General features: G+C 53.6%; 11 protein-coding genes. 3 read left to right on the top strand and 8 right to left on the bottom strand.

The window, feature by feature from the left end; genetic code table 11:
- Positions 1–357: 357 nt before the first annotated feature.
- On the bottom strand, positions 358–1,989 hold the full coding sequence (locus tag ACR0DX_RS03090; RefSeq protein ID WP_170724214.1) for an ABC transporter transmembrane domain-containing protein: 1,632 nt from the start codon (positions 1,987–1,989) through the stop codon (positions 358–360).
- Between the two features lie 253 nt (positions 1,990–2,242).
- Between ACR0DX_RS03090 and ACR0DX_RS03085 the strand changes: the two genes are divergently transcribed.
- Positions 2,243–6,061, top strand: coding sequence for a PA14 domain-containing protein (locus ACR0DX_RS03085; RefSeq protein ID WP_480845126.1), 3,819 nt, complete (start codon positions 2,243–2,245; stop codon positions 6,059–6,061).
- Between the two features lie 37 nt (positions 6,062–6,098).
- Here the strand turns inward: ACR0DX_RS03085 and ACR0DX_RS03080 are convergent, their stop codons facing one another.
- Positions 6,099–7,529, bottom strand: a complete 1,431-nt coding sequence (locus ACR0DX_RS03080) for a sensor histidine kinase (RefSeq protein ID WP_480845124.1) — start codon at positions 7,527–7,529, stop codon at positions 6,099–6,101.
- Between the two features lie 247 nt (positions 7,530–7,776).
- On the opposite strand from ACR0DX_RS03080, the gene ACR0DX_RS03075 reads away from it, so the two are divergent.
- A complete protein-coding gene (locus tag ACR0DX_RS03075) occupies positions 7,777–9,135 on the top strand; it encodes a cytochrome P450 (protein ID WP_480845122.1) in 1,359 nt (452 codons plus the stop codon).
- A 16-nt stretch (positions 9,136–9,151) separates the two neighbouring features.
- Here ACR0DX_RS03075 and ACR0DX_RS03070 read toward each other — a convergent pair whose 3' ends face one another.
- Positions 9,152–10,279, bottom strand: coding sequence for a response regulator (locus ACR0DX_RS03070; protein WP_170352695.1), 1,128 nt, complete (start codon positions 10,277–10,279; stop codon positions 9,152–9,154).
- 303 nt (positions 10,280–10,582) lie between these two features.
- Entirely contained in the window at positions 10,583–11,329 is a 747-nt protein-coding gene (locus ACR0DX_RS03065; protein WP_353393350.1) for an acyl-homoserine-lactone synthase, read from the bottom strand.
- 557 nt (positions 11,330–11,886) lie between these two features.
- Here ACR0DX_RS03065 and ACR0DX_RS03060 point away from each other — a divergent pair.
- Positions 11,887–12,828: a response regulator gene (locus ACR0DX_RS03060; protein ID WP_170352694.1), complete on the top strand. Its 942-nt coding sequence runs from the start codon at positions 11,887–11,889 to the stop codon at positions 12,826–12,828.
- Between the two features lie 71 nt (positions 12,829–12,899).
- Here the strand turns inward: ACR0DX_RS03060 and ACR0DX_RS03055 are convergent, their stop codons facing one another.
- The 4 genes from ACR0DX_RS03055 to ACR0DX_RS03040 are packed head-to-tail and all read right to left on the bottom strand — an operon-like array spanning position 12,900 to position 17,385.
- Positions 12,900–14,492 carry an FAD-dependent oxidoreductase gene (locus tag ACR0DX_RS03055; protein ID WP_170352693.1) on the bottom strand — a complete coding sequence of 531 codons (1,593 nt, stop codon included), beginning with the start codon at positions 14,490–14,492 and terminating at the stop codon, positions 12,900–12,902.
- Complete coding sequence (locus tag ACR0DX_RS03050) at positions 14,492–15,604, bottom strand: ABC transporter ATP-binding protein (RefSeq protein WP_170352692.1); 1,113 nt, start codon at positions 15,602–15,604, stop codon at positions 14,492–14,494. The genes ACR0DX_RS03055 and ACR0DX_RS03050 overlap by 1 nt, the downstream gene beginning before the upstream one ends.
- A gap of 6 nt (positions 15,605–15,610) precedes the next feature.
- Positions 15,611–16,492, bottom strand: a complete 882-nt coding sequence (locus ACR0DX_RS03045; protein WP_170352691.1) for a carbohydrate ABC transporter permease — start codon at positions 16,490–16,492, stop codon at positions 15,611–15,613.
- Positions 16,492–17,385, bottom strand: coding sequence for a carbohydrate ABC transporter permease (locus ACR0DX_RS03040; RefSeq protein WP_170352690.1), 894 nt, complete (start codon positions 17,383–17,385; stop codon positions 16,492–16,494). Before ACR0DX_RS03040 ends, ACR0DX_RS03045 begins: the two co-directional genes overlap by 1 nt.
- Positions 17,386–17,411: the final 26 nt, after the last annotated feature.

Here is a 17,411-nt window from a genome sequence, read left to right as displayed (position 1 = left end):
CGGTTTGCAACTTGATTACAGTGCAAAGGCCTGAACCTGGAAGATAGTGACGCAGGTCGGGGTTTTGATTGTCACTGACCCTGATAGTCCGCGCGGAACGCCCAAGGGCAATGTAACACCCGCCGGACTTGGGAAAGACAAGCGCGGGACATTCTTGATCAGTTATCTCGCTTTCCCTGCACCTGACTCTCGAGAAGGGAATATTCAGGTTGCCAAGCGCTTCTATTATGTCGTCGCGGTGCAGTTCGGACGACAAATGAGGGAACGCTTCGGCAATAGTGTCCTTTCCATTTTTCCAACCCTCCGCCAATAGAAGTCGTTGTAGAAGTCCCCTTGCGCTTTGCGTACTTAGACTTGTCATGCCGCCCCCCGTTGTTTAAGCAGCGCGGCCTGGCGATCCAGCTCTGCATCATCCCTCCAAGACGTGATCTCGTCAGACAGCTTTGCCTTTAGATGAACGACCTGATCTGCCAGTTGTCGTAAGCGCGGGTCCGGACTGGACAAAACAATAGTCGGCCGCGGCGCAAGGGTTCTTAAACAATCCGCCAAAGCCTGGCGTTCTGGTGTGTCCAGAGCCGCCGACGGCTCATTCATGAGCAAAATTTTGGGTTGCAACGCCAATGCCCGTGTCAAAGAAACCAAGTGACGGTTGACTGGATCTTTCTCGAAACTTGTTCGCGCAGTCATGACGGCGTTGTATCCTGCGGGGAGCCGGTGAATGCGTTTTTCCAAACCCAACGCAGCAGCAAACTTTTTCGCCCTCTCAACGACTTGCGCGTCCCCAAATGCGCTCAGGTTTTCAAGTAAAGTGCCTGAAAACATTGCAGGGTCCGCCTCAAGCACGATCGTCGCGCCCTGCCCTTTTTGATTGACACGTTTGGCCCCGGAAAAGCCATCGATCAAGACCTCTCCGTTCGAGGGAAGCCGTTGACCAGAGATCGCATCAAAAACGGAGTCAACCATCCAACTCTGTTCGGCTTCCACCAAAACGCAACCAGAGGGCGGTACTAAAAAACTTACCGGAGCCATGAGCGCGCCTGCACTATCCGTGCGCTCGACAGTCATCTCGCGCACCGAAATTTGCCCCATTATTTCAGGCACTTGGCCAGAAGGTATTTCGTTGACTTCCAACTCCTCCATGTCATTCAACCGCCCTCGTGCAACCGAGACATTTTCGGATTGAACCCACAATGTCATCAACTTGGTCAAAGGCTGGATGATACGACCGTTCAACAACATGCAGGCTGCAAGCTCGGCAATGCCTATATGGTTCTGGATGACGAGGCAGGCCCCCCAAAGCCCCATTGCCGCGACCATCATTTGTGAAAAAATCGCTCCGAAACTCTGTGCAATCCCCGCAAATTGGATTAATTTGTTACTAATATTTACGGTTTGCTCTTCGAGCATTTCAAACCGGCGCGCCATCTGCGGTTCCATCCGGTTAGCTTTTACAGTCTGCACGTTGGACAGAGTTTCTAACAAAAAAGCGTATCTTCGGGCGTCCAGAGATTTGCGCCGTTCGAACAACACCCACTGAGCGCGCTTCATCACAAAGGCAAAACCAAGCACGATGCAAAACGCGCCGAGAGGAACAAGAAACAGCCAGCCTCCGATCAACCCGATCAACACCGCGAACAACACAGTAAAGGGTAAATCAATAGAAAGCGTCTGGCTTTGCCCTGATTGATAATCCCTCAACTGATCAATGGCGGCAAACCGTTCAAAATAAGTGCTGTCAGGATTTTGCGAAAATGACCGGGTGTTCGCATTTAGAACCTGTTTCAAAAAACGCCGACGGTTGCCTATCGCCGTGCCTTCGGCGGTGCTGGTCAGCATAATTGTTCTGCACTGGCGCAAAACAAGTTCTGCCGCGGCGCTGATGATCAATACGACGGTTAGTACCCGCAACGTATCTGTGGATTGAAACGGAATAATCCGATCGAAGATCATCAGAATGGACAAGGGCATCAGAAGCGCCAGAACATTCAACGAAAACGATGCAGCCCAGATTGGCAATCCAAATCCAGATCGGGACAAATTTCCAGCAAGCGGTTGCGGTTCCATGATGCACTATCACCCTTTCCTGTCCCAGAAGGTTGCGCGACCGCCGCTTTAGGAATGGTAAAGAACCCAGATGCCGTCGTGAATAATTTCCTTTAAATTGCAGATATTTATGAAACCTTTCTGTAGCACCCTTCATGATATCTATCGGTCGGACCGACAGATGAATCGAGGTAGCGCAATGAACAAATCCCCCCACGAAATTTCAAGTTTCGCGCAATCCCAGCTGTCAGAGACGGAAGAAAAAGAGGAATTCGCGGCGCAGTTTTCCCATGGGACACCGCAGGTTTCGAATGATCCCACCCGAACCGCACTGCACACGGGTGAAGACCGGGTAGGTTCCCTTGAGACGCGGCTCAGACCAGACGGCGCACCGGGCGGCCAGTCTGGGCGGGTTCATTCCGTGCAGGAACAGGCGTCTTACAAAAGCAATACCGCACCCGAAACAGAACAAACCGTGGATCAAACTTTGGCAACCGGGCCAACGGCAGACACGAAACCAAAGGCCGAAGCGCAACTTGGGCCTGATACCGGGGATCACACCGCGAGGTTCGAAATTCAAAGCAATACGCACGAAACACAACAAACGGTCCAGTATGATTCAGGACCAACTCCCTTCGTGCCCTCCCCCTTAAATCCAGGCACTCCGAGTGATAACTTCGTCACTTCCACTGAGGATGAAAATGACGCCCCCGAAGAAATCCTGTTGGATGCCCTAGAAGTCAGTGAGAACGCCGCCGGAGCTGTGGTGGGAACACTGACGGTCGTAGATCCTGATACATCAGACACGCATTCAATTCATGTGTCCGACGACCGGTTCGAGGTTGTGGGCGGACAGCTACAACTGAAACCCGAAGTGACCTTAGATCACGAAGAGGCAGCCCAGATCGAAGTCGACGTCACCGTGACTGATTCAGGCGGCTTGACACTCACAGAACGATTCACCGTCGAAGTATTGGACGTCAACGAAGCGCCCGACACAATCAAGTTAGACGGCGTTGCTGTCGCGGAAAACGCGGCAGGCGCAATTATTGGAGCTCTTACGGTTACCGACCCAGATGCGGATGATAACAACAACATCAGTGTTTCCGATGACAGATTCGAAGTGGTCGACGGATATCTGCAGTTGAAGCCCGGCGTTTCATTGAACTACGAAGACGCCGCCCAGGTCGAAGTCAACGTGACGGCGACGGACACCGGCGGGCTAAGCCTGACCGAGAGCTTCACAATCGACGTTCAAGACATTAACGTAGCACCCCAAGATGTGATCCTTGACAACCACTCGGTCGCAGAAAACGCCGCTGGGGCTGTGATTGGAAATCTATCAACGCTAGATTCCGACATCAACGACGACCATGCTTATCACGTCTCGGACGACCGGTTTGAGGTGGTTGATGGTGATCTTCGGCTAAAACCAGACGTACAGTTCGACCACGAAGAGACTGACCAGATCGAGCTGCAAATCACAACTACAGATTCTGGTGGCCTGAGTACTACGAAGGACTTCGTCATCTCCATTGAGAACGTGAATGAAGGTCCTGAAAACCTGACCCTCAGCATCAACACGGACAATCTGGTTTCCAACGGCAGCTTTGAAGAATTCGACCTCGATCAAGGAAGGTGGCGAGGATTTAACAATGACCCGTCGGGGTCTTGGACGGATTCACACGGCATCGAAATCTGGGACCAGTTCGGCGGCACCAAAGCCTCGGATGGCGACCAATTGATGGAATTGGACCACGGTCACGGCGTAGACAGTATTTCGCAAGTGATCCAAACAGTGGACGGCCAGCTTTATGATCTGGGGCTGGACCTTCGCGAGCGGCTTGCCGGCGGCACCGATACGGTCGAAGTCTATTGGAACGGAAACCTCGTTGCCGAGTTGGATTCCCAGTCATCGGATTGGGAGACGTTTCAACTACAGGTCGTCGGGACAGGACAGGATACGTTGGAGCTCCGCGAACCCGAGGGTCAGAACGACAGTTACGGGGCCTTGATCGACAACATCACCCTGACGGCGGCCATGCAAACGGTTGCCGAAAATGTCACCGGAGCCGTTGTCGGGAAAATCAGTTTTGACGACCCCGATCAAGGAGACACTCACCGGTTCGAAGTATCGGATGACCGATTTGAAGTTGTCGACAACCTTCTACGCCTAAAACCGGGTGTTTCATTGGATTTCGAGGAAGCCGCCTCTGTTAGTGTCAATGTGACAGTGATTGACGAGGGAGGGCTGAGCCAAACCGTCAACTATCAAGTGAACGTCGCCGATATGCCCGACGTCTCGATATCCAGCGGTTTCAGCGTTAAATTTTTTGGAACCACCGCCCAAGACGGTCTGGGGGACGTCGACTGGAACGCTGCTCCAGTCCGTACAGAAGTTGTTTCGACCACCGACTTTGGACAGGTCCTTCACCAGGACAGCAAGTCAAACGATGCATTCGGCATCGAAGTTTCTGGCAATATTAACGTTGAAGAAGGCGGACTTTTTACATTCCATCTGGATGACCACAATTCAGCGACACTGGTGGTCGACGGCGTGACTGTCATTCCGAATGGCTCTGCGCAAACAGGCGAAATCGACCTTGCGCCCGGCACGCATGTAATTGAATTGCGAAATGCCGGCACACCCGGTGCAGCAGGGCCAACCCTGGAATGGGAAGGCCCCGGTCTTGTTGGGCGACAGCCAGTCACGGCGCCGGACCTAGTGGATGCACAGACTGTATCGGGAATGCCTATTACCTTTGAAATCAGCGCCGGCGCCGTCGGCTTTACGGAAGAGTCTCACTTCGCGCTGAGTGATTTGCCAGAGGGCACACAGGTCGAAACAGAGTCCGGATCAGTGATTGCAGGCCCTGACGGCACCGTCGAACTGAGCGGCTGGAATGTGCAAGCTCTTTCGATCACGCCTCCTGCAGAGTTTACGGGACCAGTGCAGGCAACGTTGCACCATTCCACCCCAACGGGTGGGGACACCAGCTATGATGGCGTGGAAACGCTTGCTTTCGACGTTAATGCAGCACAACAAACCCTTCCATCGGCCCAAGTATTCGGCGGTTTCACTGCGCGCTTTTTTGACGTCGACCATAAACTGAAAAACTTGGACGACGTGGACTGGTCCGCAGACCCCAGCCATCAAGAGCTGATATCGGAAATAAATTTCGAAACCACCAAAGGCTCATTCTGGGCAGATGGGTCAAAAGACACTTTTGGCGCCCAGTTCGAAGGAAAAATTACGATCGAAGAAGGCGGGTCCTACACCTTTTTTGCCGGCGGGGACGACGGTGTCGCTGTATATATCAATGGCGTCGAGGTAGTTGACAACGACGGTCGCCATGGGTTTCGGACCCGTTCTGGTGAGATCGAACTCGAGACCGGAACGTATGACATCGAAGTCCGGTATTTCGAGAACCGTGGCCGAGCTGGTCTGAAACTGGAATGGGAAGGTCCCGACACCAACGGACGGGAATTCGTTCAAGCCGATGCCGGGACGACCATAGAGAAAGATGGCAGTTTCGAACTTGGGATAGACCTTAGCCACGCGAGTCCGACAGCATCCGTTTCGCTGGAAGGTTTGCCGCCAAACACCATGATACTTAGTGGCGAAGACGCAGCCCTGTCAGATGGTGGCTCGGTGGAGCTTCAGGGGTGGAACATAGACATGCTTGAGATTTCGCCTCCGCCAGGGTTTGAGGGCACTATAAAAGCCGAGATCACTGTCTCAGACAAAGGTTTCAATGGCGCAAATATTTCCTCTGAAACTCAGATTGATCTTGTTGTCGGGCACCCTGACGATACAGAAGGCGCGACGATGCAGCAAGGGCAAGATCTGTCTAACCTGCTGCAAAGCGAAACCGACGAGTTACTGGCGTGGGATGCACACTCTTCTCCTGCGGACGATGGCGCCGAAACCGATGTCATGGCAGAGACCGTCCAGACCTCACCCGAAGCTGAGATCACCAGCATTCAAAGCGATGCCTATGAGCGAGTAGACTGGTGATATCCAAATATGGCCGGGCGAGGTTAGAATACTGTCCCTACTCTCCGGCCAGCGCATTCTTTCCCAGTGAAAGGCGCTGTTCAGACAGTGCCTTTTTCTTGCTGACCTCCAGCAACGGGAATTCCACAAAGAATACGGTACCGACACCTAGTGTGCTTTCGTAGTCAATTGTCCCGCCGAAATGCTCAACAATCTCCTTCGAAATACTCATCCCCAAGCCGGTTCCTCCGGCGTGCCGTTCATCTGATGAATCAATCTGCGAAAAACGATCAAATACTTTGTCGCGACTACCCTCGGGGATGCCGATCCCCTGATCTTTAACGTATACCCGCACCCGCGATCCGACGACCTCGCACCCTACAGTGACGACGCCACGTTCAAACGAAAACTTCGCCGCGTTCGAGATCATGTTGGTCAGAACCTGGATCAACCGCGAGGCGTCACCTTTGATGAACAAATCTTGTTCGGACGAACGTTCTTCGACCAGTTCGACATTATGGGCGCTGGCAAATCCTAGGTTGCAAGCGATTGCCTCATCCACAAGCGAGTTCACGTTGATCCGCGTCTCTTTGATGACCATCTCGCCGGCTTCCATTTTCTGGATGTCCAAAACATCGTTTATCAACGAGGCCAAACGCTCACTGTTCTTACTCGCCAGCTCTACAAGGTTTTGCATCTTGTCTGGTACCTCACCCACGGCGCCTGACTTGATTAGGTCCAAAGAGCCCTTGATTGACGTCAATGGCGTACGCAGCTCATGGCTGACCGTCGAGATAAACTGAGTCTTCGCAATATAAGCCGCTTTGGTCCGCTCATGCTCCTCCCTGAGCTTTTCCAGCTGCTCTAAGTTGGTCTGGTACAGTTTGAGAAACACCAGCGAGCAATCGATCAGAAAGTACATCACGAAAACGACGGTAAAGAAATGCAGCCACAAGTCCGATGAAAGGTCGGGCTGTTCGATCCAGATGTCTTTGACCACGATCACCATGAACGAGATGCCATACATGGCGAGGCGCACAATCATGGCCCAAACGAATTGGTGGTTGTTCATGGCCGCAAATAGGGCGGCGGCGAACAAGAAAAAAAGCGGGGTGAAGTGACCGCCTGTTGGTTGTTTCAGCGCAACAGACACCGCGTATAGGCAGATAGCGGTAGAACTCAGAACCGTATTGAACAAAATCCACGCCACCATCATTGCGATAGACCGGCGTTCCTTGGGCGTAAGGCGTGCTACCCGCTTAGCCAGGTAAAGGTCTTGCGCCTCGCAGATCAATATTGTCCCGTAGAAAAACAGTGCGTTCAGCGGATTGAAGAAAAACGCTGTCAGGATCGTGGTTGCAAGGAAAATGGCCTGCCGCTGCCAAAGCAGCGCAAAGCTCATGGCAGTGTAGTCCTTGATATTCTGTAGCAGCCTGCTGTCGCTGTCTTGGGGTGCCCCGTCTAGTTGGGGTGCTTCGATGGCGGTCATCGTAAAGTCTTTTTTGCTGATCAGTTAGAGGAGATTTATCGACACAATGAGGACGTAGTTGGTCGGAATTTCGTTCACAGTTTGGCAATAGTTTTCATCGGGCCGAATTATTGTCGAACACCTTCGCTGGCCTATGCCGGTAAAGACACAACACTGTGCGTTATAAATTAACGATTTTATTGCCTTTTTGACCCCCTTACCCCTTAATGCAAGAACAGGCTAGCGAGACAAACAAAGAGGTGGGGTTGTGGTCGCTATTGGAAAGATAGAAGCCAATCACGAGGGTGTGACACCCGTTTCGGCACAGCTTGCCGAAGAGCCGGTCACATTGCTTCAATTCGCCCGCTCGGCAGGGCGCAACATGCTTGAGGTCATTCCCGCAGAAACGCTGCGCGAAACTTACGTCCGGGGTCCGCTGAATATCCACTATATCTGCGAACCCGAAATGATCACCGAGTTGCTGGTCGGTCAGGGGCGCGCTTTCCCCAAAGCGAAATTCACCAAGGACATTATCGGATCAGCTGTCGGGAACGGTCTCATCCTGTCCGAGGGAGAGAAATGGCGGAAGCAGCGGCATCGCTACTCGCCCTTATTTGCGGCACGCAACTTGCCGGTTCTGGCCCGCCATTTTGCCGCAACAGGGTTTGAAGTTGCGGATTCATTAGCCGAGCATCCCGGGCCAGTCGACGTGGCCCAGGTTGCGCCCGCCTCAACACTGACCAATATCTCTCGCGTCATTTTTTCGGGCAATGAAGAAGTCAGCGCCGAGCAGATCCGCGTTGGGTTGATTGCATATTTTAATTATATTTCAGACCTTTCCCTGTTTGACTTAATGGGCCTTCCGAAATGGTTGCCGCGCAAGAAATGGCTCAGCAGCAAGGCGCCAGTTACCACTATGCGCGATCTGGCCCGCCAGGTGATCGACCTGCGTCGTGCTGAAAGCCGCGATGAGCCTGAAGACTTTTTGGATCTGATGATTGAGGCTTTAAAGTCGGATTTTGAAGATGCTGAGACGACAGTGGACAACCTTCTGACATTCGTGGTCGCGGGACACGAAACTTCGGCCAATGCGCTTGCATGGGGGTATTACCTGCTGGCGCTGCACCCAGAAATGCAAAACCGCGTCCGACACGAGATCATGTCGGTTCGACCGGATGGCCCTGTGGAGTATTCCGATTTGGAAAACATGCCGCTGCTGAGGGCCCACATCAAAGAAACGCTCAGGCTGTATCCATCAGCCGCCTTTTTCGCCAGGGACGCAGGCGCTGAACTGGACATAAACGGTGTTAAGATCGAAGACGGTGACGCGTTGTTCTTCCCCGTATACTCGTTACATCGGAATGAGAAACTGTGGGACGAACCTGATCAATATCGTCCTGAACGTTTTCTTGGCGGGACCATACCCCGAGGGCAATATATACCTTTTGGTGCCGGACCGCGCATATGTATTGGCGCTCAATACGCCGAGACGGAAATCATGGTTCTCATGGCCTCAGTGCTGCGCAAAGTCGCGTTTTCGCTGTCAGACGAACCGTTGCCAGAACCGGTTTTGACTTTCACGATGCGCACAAGCGGCCCGCTTATTTTGAATGCCTCACCTGTCTAGGTAGGACATTGTTGGCTCAACCCCGATTCAGGTAAGTCTGGCTACCGTACATCTCTCGCAACACCGTTTCGAACAAGCTGCCTCGTGGCTTGGTCTTGTTGGGCGAATGTGGCGTCTGATCTTGCGTCGCCTGCTGCCCGGCCGGAGCGCCCTTTTCGCGCAGTTCCAACTTCGCGACGGCCTTGTCGAACGCAGCAAGAGCACCCGATTTAGACAACGCCCTCATTGAGATTGGTGTACTCATGACCGTACGGATATCGCCTGATACGTTCCGCTGCGCCAAAATCTGAGCGAAGTTCTGATTAAGTTGATCTTCACTTGGGAGTTTTGCTGCGCAATACCGTCCATGCGTCACGACCAAATAGATGCCGCTGCCACGGTATGAGAAAATAGCTTCGGCCTCGGCTGTCCCCGCTTGAATGCTTTTTCCAAGATCCGCGATGATGCGACGAAACTCTCCGAAGTCGTTCAGATCAAAGCGAAAGGCTGCATCTTGCAACCTGATGGCGGTCACCCACGAGTCAAACAAACGACTGCGGCCCAGTTGTTCGATATAGTTGTCGAATTCGACATAACGCAGACACCGTTTCAGACCGTCGACAGACAGAGGGTCCTCAAAGTTGAACTGCTGGTTGTAGTCGAGAACGTTTTGCAGGTTCTTGACCGAAACCGATGAAATCCGGTTGCGGACCCTTTCCTGCATCAACAGATGGGCCGCATTCATGCGACTGCGCAACTCGAAGAAATCAAACGGTTTTGTAACGTAGTCAAACGCACCTTCGGCAAAAGCGTCTTCGACATGTTTTCGGTCGCTCATGGCGGTCAGCATTATGGCAGGCGTTTCCGAGTTTCCGGGTGTGTTCCGTATCTGCCGCAGCAATTCGATCCCGTTGGTACCGGGCATCTGAATGTCCAATAGAAGGCAATCGAACGGTGTTTCCGCCTCTTTAATAACCTGCAGCGCTTGGCTGGCGGAACTGGCAACAGAGACCTGACAGCTTTCAAACTCGGCCAAAGCTGTTTGCAACAGCTCAAGAATTCCGGGTTCGTCGTCAACGGCCAGCACTTTCAGAGGCGTCCGCTTCAACGCGCGCATGTCCAATTTGCGCTGAAATTCATCACTTGTCGGAGTCGTATGCTTCATGACTAGTCAACCGCTTTCAACCTGTTAAACAGGCTCAGAATAGAAAACGACTAGGACGAAACAGCGGCAAAAATCGCAAAAACCTTGGATAAATTGGGTTTTTTCTTGGCGTTATTTTGGCGAAAACTCTCAGATCTAATGTCGCCGAGCACCGAGACTTAAAAGGTTTTTATGTTTAATCTTAACGATTTAGCAGCATATCACCCAGCTTGGGGTCAAATCAAACCCTGACATAATCTACCAGTCGCGGACAAATCGCTCAAGTTGTTTTACCGGTCCTACGATCGAGGGCTCGGATCAGTGTCAAGACGTGCTGTGGATATTGAACAAAACCGCCTGGCTTACTGTACCGTCTATCGAGAACTTTGCCCCGACCGGAGCAGCCCCAACACCCAATCTGCGCGACCAACGTGCCCAAACTGAAGGAACGATGCCCAGGATGCGTGTCGCGCCGTTTTCTTCTGCCGTAGTGGTCATCCTGAAAAACAGCTCTTGCTGCACGGCCAACCTGCGAGAAGCCGGTACGCTCTCGGTGACAAAAAACCGGGAGGCTTCCCAGATCTTGGGGTTCGCCGGTGCCTCGAAAAACAGGATGTCCGTCGGAAGATCGCGCAACAACCCTTTCTGTGCATCCCGCAGCATATAGGTGTAGGCCCCACAGCGCGCGTTCGTCGGCAAAAGGCGAACGCCCGCCAAAACCTCGCCGAATTCATGCAGAACGACCCACCGGCAGGCCGGTGTGTCATATTGGTCAAACTCCATCCCATCCGCCTCACCTACATTCCAATGCAGGCGATCGATGAAGATCGTTTTTCGAGTCTCGAGATATTTTGCCAACAATGTGCCGTGCTCGTGCATGTTGCGAAAGCTCATTGCGGTCGCACGGACATTCCCTAGCTCGCGCTTGCGATCAGGCGTGTCGCGCTTGAACGCAAATAGCTTACGCCGTGCCGACGGTTGGGGCACGGGTTGGGCCGTATTGGCTGGCTCCAGGTCCGGAAATACCTTGGACGCTGAGTATGCCTGTTCATACCTGAGTGGTCGGTCCATATTTTGCTCTTATTTTAGACACACTTATGACAAGATATGAATCGCTGCGTCTACAACTAAATGATGTTTTTTCCGGTAATCGCGTCATTGTGTGGCGAATTCACATCCCATACAAAACATTGAGCATTCAGGGCGAGTTTTTGGCATATTTAGCATGCGGTTTTGCGAAAAATGCACTGCATCGTGGTTTCAACCTGATTAGACAACGTCTTGAATCATCATTGTATTCCTTAATTCGCCAGTTTTAGAGCTTACACCATCGTAAAATTTAACCTCTCGCGGGCTGGTGGTTGTGAAACTGTCATTCTGCATCACTTCGCCGCCCAACCTGTGATTGCCGCGACCGGCCCTAACGAGCCAAACATGTCAGTTTCTGCGGCTAGTATGACTGAACCCGAAAAAAAATATTCGGTCACTTCCGCGCCCAGCATACGTCATCCTTTTGCCGTTTTTCTCGGACAGCCTGCGTGTAAGCGATATTCAACGCCCCTCCGGCCTTTGTGCGGCACTTTTTGAGTCCTCAAGGTCAGTGTGGTGGCAAAGATTGGTGACTGTTTATGCGTATACTTGCCGTAGATGACGACCCCAGCATCCTGGAGCTTCTGACTTGTGTCCTGGGGGCTTTTGGGTACGAAGACGTAGTGACTGCTCGCAGCGGTCAAGAGGCGCTCGACATCCTTGCGGAAACGACCGAGATTTTCGATTGTCTTTTGCTTGACGTCCAAATGCCCGAAATGAACGGCATCACACTTTGCGAGCATGCGCGCAATCTTCCTGACTATCAGTTTACGCCGATCATCATGATCACTGCTATGGTGCAAAAGCAGTACATCGACGAAGCGTTTGAGGTCGGCGCCACAGACTACGTGACGAAACCGTTCGAGTTTGCCGATCTGAAACAACGGCTTTCCGACGCCTACAGGCTGGCAGCTGAACGACGCGCAGCCATCGAAGTGATCGAAGCGGATGTGTATGCCGTCAACGATTCCGAGATTAACACCAATTTCCGCCTTAGCGATCCGCTCTATTTCGGTGACCTGCCCGGTTGTATCGGCTTGGCCGAGTTTGAGAACTATGTCGTACAGTTGTCGACAATGCACTCACGCGCGTCCAAGATGATGGCCGTCAAAGTGGCTGAGGTCGACGACATATTCCGAACCGCAACTTCGGTGGAATTCCGCGAAGCCATGGCGGCCGCTGGCAATGAACTACTGACTGTCTCGCAGGAAGGTCGGAATTTTGCCACCTATTGGGGCAATGGCGTTTTCCTACTGATACATGAAAGCAAGCCGGGTGTTTCCGCTGCCGAGTTGCAGCACAAACTTGCCAATCGCTTCGTAAAAGGCTCGCATGGCAGTGTTTCGGGTCGAGATTTCTCGTATCATGTTGGCGAAGTGGTCGCATTGCGCGCCTCGTCAAAGATGGAAGCTTTGTTCCTGATCGACAAGGCCGTTGAACTGGCAGACATTCCAAATGCTCCGGTTGCCCGGTTCGGCTAATCCAAGCCGAGCCCGGGAAAGCCATTTCCAAAACTCACTAAGAGTTCGCGCGTTCGCAGCCGCGCGGGCGGCTACAGGGACATACCGTGATCCAGTTTGATCATGTCGGCAGCTTTCTCACCGATCATGATCGAAGGCGCATTGGTGTTCGATGAGTTCACCGTGGGCATGATTGACGCATCCGCAACCCGCAATCCATCGATCCCATTGAAGCGCAGACGTGGGTCCAAAACCGCACCGTCATCCACCCCCATGCGGCACGTCCCGGCACAATGGTGCGAAGTTTTTGAGTGCACGCAAATAAAGTCGAAATAATCCTGATCTGTTCGAATATCCGGCCCTGGCAGTCGCTCGGCCAGAATAAAGGGCTTCAAAGCGTCTTGGGCGAGAATGCGTTGCACCAGCTTTAACCCACGGATCGACATCTCTCGATCATAAGGATCCGCCAGATAGTTCGGGTCGATCAAGGGCATCGCCATAGGGTCCGAACTTTGCAAACGCACTGTCCCGCGTGATCGTGGACGCAAGAAACATGCGTTGAGCGTGACGCCCCCGTTCGGCATCGCCTGAACCCCGGCCTCAATCCCTGTCCCCAGGCCCAGATGCATCTGTATGTCAGGCGAACGAGCCTGTGAATCGGCATACCAAAACCCTCCGGTCTCGAACAGACTCGACGCAACAGGGCCATTTCGCGTGAACACGTATTTCAACGCAGCCAGAGCCGAAAAGGGCAGCTTGGCAAATCGATCATACGTATGCGGACCGGTGACCTCGCAGATTGCGTATAGATCCAGATGATCCTGTAGGTTCGCACCAACCTGTGGCTGATCGTATGTGACTTTAAGCCTCAAAGACTCCAAATGATCGGCGGGGCCAATACCGGACAGTTGCAGAAGACGCGGTGATCCAATGGCCCCACAGCAAAGGATCACCTCGCGCGCCGCGGTCAGGACCGAGCCATCCATCATCTCTATCCCGGCCACCCGTCCATTTTCGACCACCAGTCGATGAACCTGCGCGCCGGTACGAATGGTTAGGTTTTGACGGTTGCGGTTCGGAGCAAGAAACGCCATCGCCGCCGAAGACCGACGTGCATTCCTCTGGGTCAGTTGGTAATAGCCTGCCCCATCCTGCTGATCACCATTAACATCGTACGTTTTGGGAATACCGACCTGCCCGGCGGCCTCGATGAAGGCATCGCAGATCGGCAAGGGCGCGACAGGCCTCGAGACTCCCAGCGGCCCGCCTTTGCCGTGGAACTCATCCTCGAAACTGTCGTTGTCTTCGGACTTGCGGAAATACGGCAAAACGTCGTTGTAACTCCATCCGACGCAGCCCATTTGTCGCCAATCATCATAGTCCTGCGCCGCGCCTCGGGTGTATATCTGCGCGTTAATGGAGGAGCCGCCCCCGATCACCTTGGCTTGGGTGTAAGGAAACACTTTGTTCTGCATGTGCCTCTGCGGCACGGTGGTCCATCCCCAACTGCCTATGCCCTTGGTCATCTTGGCAAACCCGGCAGGCAGATGAAAAAGCGGGTGCCGATCCGACGATCCAGCTTCAAGCAATAGGACCGTGGCCGAGGTATCTTCGGACAAACGCGCCGCTATCACCGACCCGGCCGAGCCCCCGCCGACCACTATAAAATCATACCCTTCGGGCATCACGGCGTGATCCGCATCTCACTTTCGGGATCGAATGCCACAGCCTTTTCCATGTTCACTGCAAAAGTGAAATCCTGCCCCGGCGCGACCTCGGCGTCCGACCGCATGCGAGCGATTACGTCCCGCCCACCCAACTGCATCGATACGAACGTGTCCGAGCCCGCCGGTTCGGTCACAACAATCCGATTGCCCATCTGAGCAATGTTCGAGGACTTGCGATCCGCCCCATCCATATCAGTGATCGTTTCAGGGCGAATGCCCAGCAGGATTTCGCGCCCGTCCCACGCGGCCAGGTTATCTTGACTGAACGGTAGCTGTGTCATTGACCCGTCATGGACGGCCACCTCGGCATGGGGTCGCCCGTTCAGCACCACCACTTTGGCCGGCACCACGTTCATCGCGGGCGACCCCATAAAGGTTGCTACAAAGATATTGGCGGGTGTGTCATAGATCTCTTGCGGCGTACCCAATTGTTGAACGTAGCCGCCGTTCATCACCGCGATGCGGCTGGACAGCGTCATCGCCTCGATCTGGTCATGGGTCACGTAGACAATGGTCGTGCCAAGATTCTGGTGCAGCTTCTTGATTTCCGTCCGCATGTCCACGCGTAGCTTGGCATCGAGGTTCGAGAGCGGCTCGTCAAACAGAAACACATCAGGGTTGCGCACCAAGGCCCGCCCCATTGCAACGCGCTGCCGCTGACCGCCCGACAACTGGCCGGGCTTGCGGTCCAGCAACTGCTCAATCTGCAACAGCTTGGCAACCTCGGCCATGGCCTTTTCACGTTCGGGCTTGGGCACGCCGTGCATCTCAAGCCCAAAGGTGATGTTCTGCCCAACGGTCATGTTTGGGTACAAAGCATAGCTTTGGAACACCATGGCGATGTTGCGGTTCGACGGGTGGACGCCGTTCATCACCTGATCCTTAATGCGGATTTCACCGCTGGTGATTTCTTCCAACCCCGCGATCATGTTCAGCAGGGTCGACTTGCCGCAACCCGAAGGGCCAACCAGCACCAGAAACTCGCCCTCTTGCACCGAGATATCGACCTTGTGCAAAACCTCGACCGCGCCATAGGATTTGGTCGCGTTGTCTATGTCTAGAAAACCCATGAGGTCTTATCCTTTCACCGAACCCGCCATCAGGCCGCGGACGAAATACCGACCGGCAACGATATAGACGAGCAGAGTTGGCAGGGCCGCCAAAATGGCCCCTGCGAAATGAACGTTGTATTCCTTTACCCCCGTGGATGACTGCACCAGATTGTTCAGCGCCACGGTCATGGGTTGGCTGTTGGCATCCGCAAATGAGGCCCCGAACAGGAAGTCATTCCAGATATTTGTGAACTGCCAGATGATCGACACCACGGCGATCGGTCCTGAACTGGGCAGCAGGATGCGCCAGAAGATCTGAAAGAACCCTGCGCCATCGATTTGTGCCGCCCGGATCAGCTCGGTCGGGAAAACGGCGTAATAGTTGCGGAAATACAGCGTGGTAAATCCGATACCATAAACCACATGCACCAGAGCAAGGCCCCATGTGGTGCCCGCCAGACCCATCAGGCCCAGCATCCGTGCCATAGGTATCAGCACGATCTGAAACGGGATGAAACAGGCAAACAGCATCAGTCCGAACAGGATGGTGTCATACTTGAACCGCCATTTGGTCAGCACATAGCCGTTCAGCGCCCCCAATATGGTCGAGACGATCACCGCCGGTACCACCATTTTGATCGAATTCCAGAAATAGGGCTTTAGCCCGGTCGGATCGACCCCGATCTGGGCCGAAGACCACGCCTTGAGCCAAGGCTCAAGCGTGAAGACCTGCGGCAGGTTCATCATGCCGCCGCCAGTGATCTCTTCCAGAGGTTTGACCGAGTTCACCAGCATCACATAAAGCGGCAGCATATAGAACAGGGCAAACAGCAGCAGCACCAGATAGATCAGAGTACGCGTGACGCGGCCCGTGCGAATTGCGGTGTCTTGCGAGGCTTGGCTCATCAGCGTTTCTCCCGCAATTCAGCGTACAGATACGGGATCATGATCGCCGCAATAGTCATCAGCATGATCGTGGCCGAAGCCGCGCCGATGCCCATCTGGTTCCGCGTGAAAGTATAGGAATACATGAAGGTCGCGGGCAGTTCGGTCGCGCGACCCGGCCCGCCACCAGTTAAGGCAATCACAAGATCAAAAGTCTTGATCGCAAGGTGGCTGAGGATCACGAAGGCCGACAGGAATGCCGGGCGCAATTGCGGGATGATGATCCGGCGATAGAGGTTCCAGTTCGATGCCCCGTCCATCTGCGCCGCGCGCAGGATTTCATTGTCGATGCCTCGAAGACCGGCCAGAAACATCGCCATAACAAATCCACTGGTTTGCCAGACAGCGGCGAGCACAACAGTATAGATCGCAAAGTCGCGGTTCTTTATCCAGTCAAACTCGAAATTGGTCCAGCCCCATGTTTGCATGACGTTTTCCAGCCCGATACCGGGGTCCAGAAACCACTTCCACGCGGTGCCGGTGACAATGAAACTCAGCGCCATGGGGTACAGGTAGATCGGGCGCAGCAACCCTTCGCCGCGGATTTTCTGATCAAGGAAAATCGCCAGCCCAAGCCCTATACAGGTGCAGATCACGATATAAAGCCCCGCGAAAATCCCCATGTTCTTCAACGAGATTTCCCAATGACTTAGCCGCCACAGTTTGTCGTAGTTTTCCCAACCAACCCAGCCATATGTCGGCAGAATACGGCTATCGGTAAAGGACAGGTAGACCGAGAACAAAATGAACCCGTAGACAAAGACCAGCATCATCGCCAGCGACGGCGACAAGACCAGCTTGGGTATCCAGTTCTGCAGACGAGTTTTGAAATCCGCGTCGGCCGATGAAGCCATGGCGCGCCCTCCTGCTTGGCGTATTG

This window comes from Ruegeria sp. D3 (assembly GCF_056534465.1).
Note: the sequence above shows the minus strand (reverse complement) of the source record. Positions and strands in the feature narration are given on the sequence as shown.

What these genes read in the sequence shown, in the direction of transcription:
- ACR0DX_RS03085 (WP_480845126.1), top strand. Translation starts at nt 2,243, where the DNA reads ATGAACAAATCCCCCCACGAAATTTCAAGTTTCGCGCAATCCCAGCTG.
- ACR0DX_RS03080 (WP_480845124.1), bottom strand. Translation starts at nt 7,529, where the DNA reads ATGACCGCCATCGAAGCACCCCAACTAGACGGGGCACCCCAAGACAGC.
- ACR0DX_RS03070 (WP_170352695.1), bottom strand. Translation starts at nt 10,279, where the DNA reads ATGAAGCATACGACTCCGACAAGTGATGAATTTCAGCGCAAATTGGAC.
- ACR0DX_RS03065 (WP_353393350.1), bottom strand. Translation starts at nt 11,329, where the DNA reads ATGGACCGACCACTCAGGTATGAACAGGCATACTCAGCGTCCAAGGTA.
- ACR0DX_RS03060 (WP_170352694.1), top strand. Translation starts at nt 11,887, where the DNA reads ATGCGTATACTTGCCGTAGATGACGACCCCAGCATCCTGGAGCTTCTG.
- ACR0DX_RS03055 (WP_170352693.1), bottom strand. Translation starts at nt 14,492, where the DNA reads ATGCCCGAAGGGTATGATTTTATAGTGGTCGGCGGGGGCTCGGCCGGG.
- ACR0DX_RS03050 (WP_170352692.1), bottom strand. Translation starts at nt 15,604, where the DNA reads ATGGGTTTTCTAGACATAGACAACGCGACCAAATCCTATGGCGCGGTC.
- ACR0DX_RS03045 (WP_170352691.1), bottom strand. Translation starts at nt 16,492, where the DNA reads ATGAGCCAAGCCTCGCAAGACACCGCAATTCGCACGGGCCGCGTCACG.
- ACR0DX_RS03040 (WP_170352690.1), bottom strand. Translation starts at nt 17,385, where the DNA reads ATGGCTTCATCGGCCGACGCGGATTTCAAAACTCGTCTGCAGAACTGG.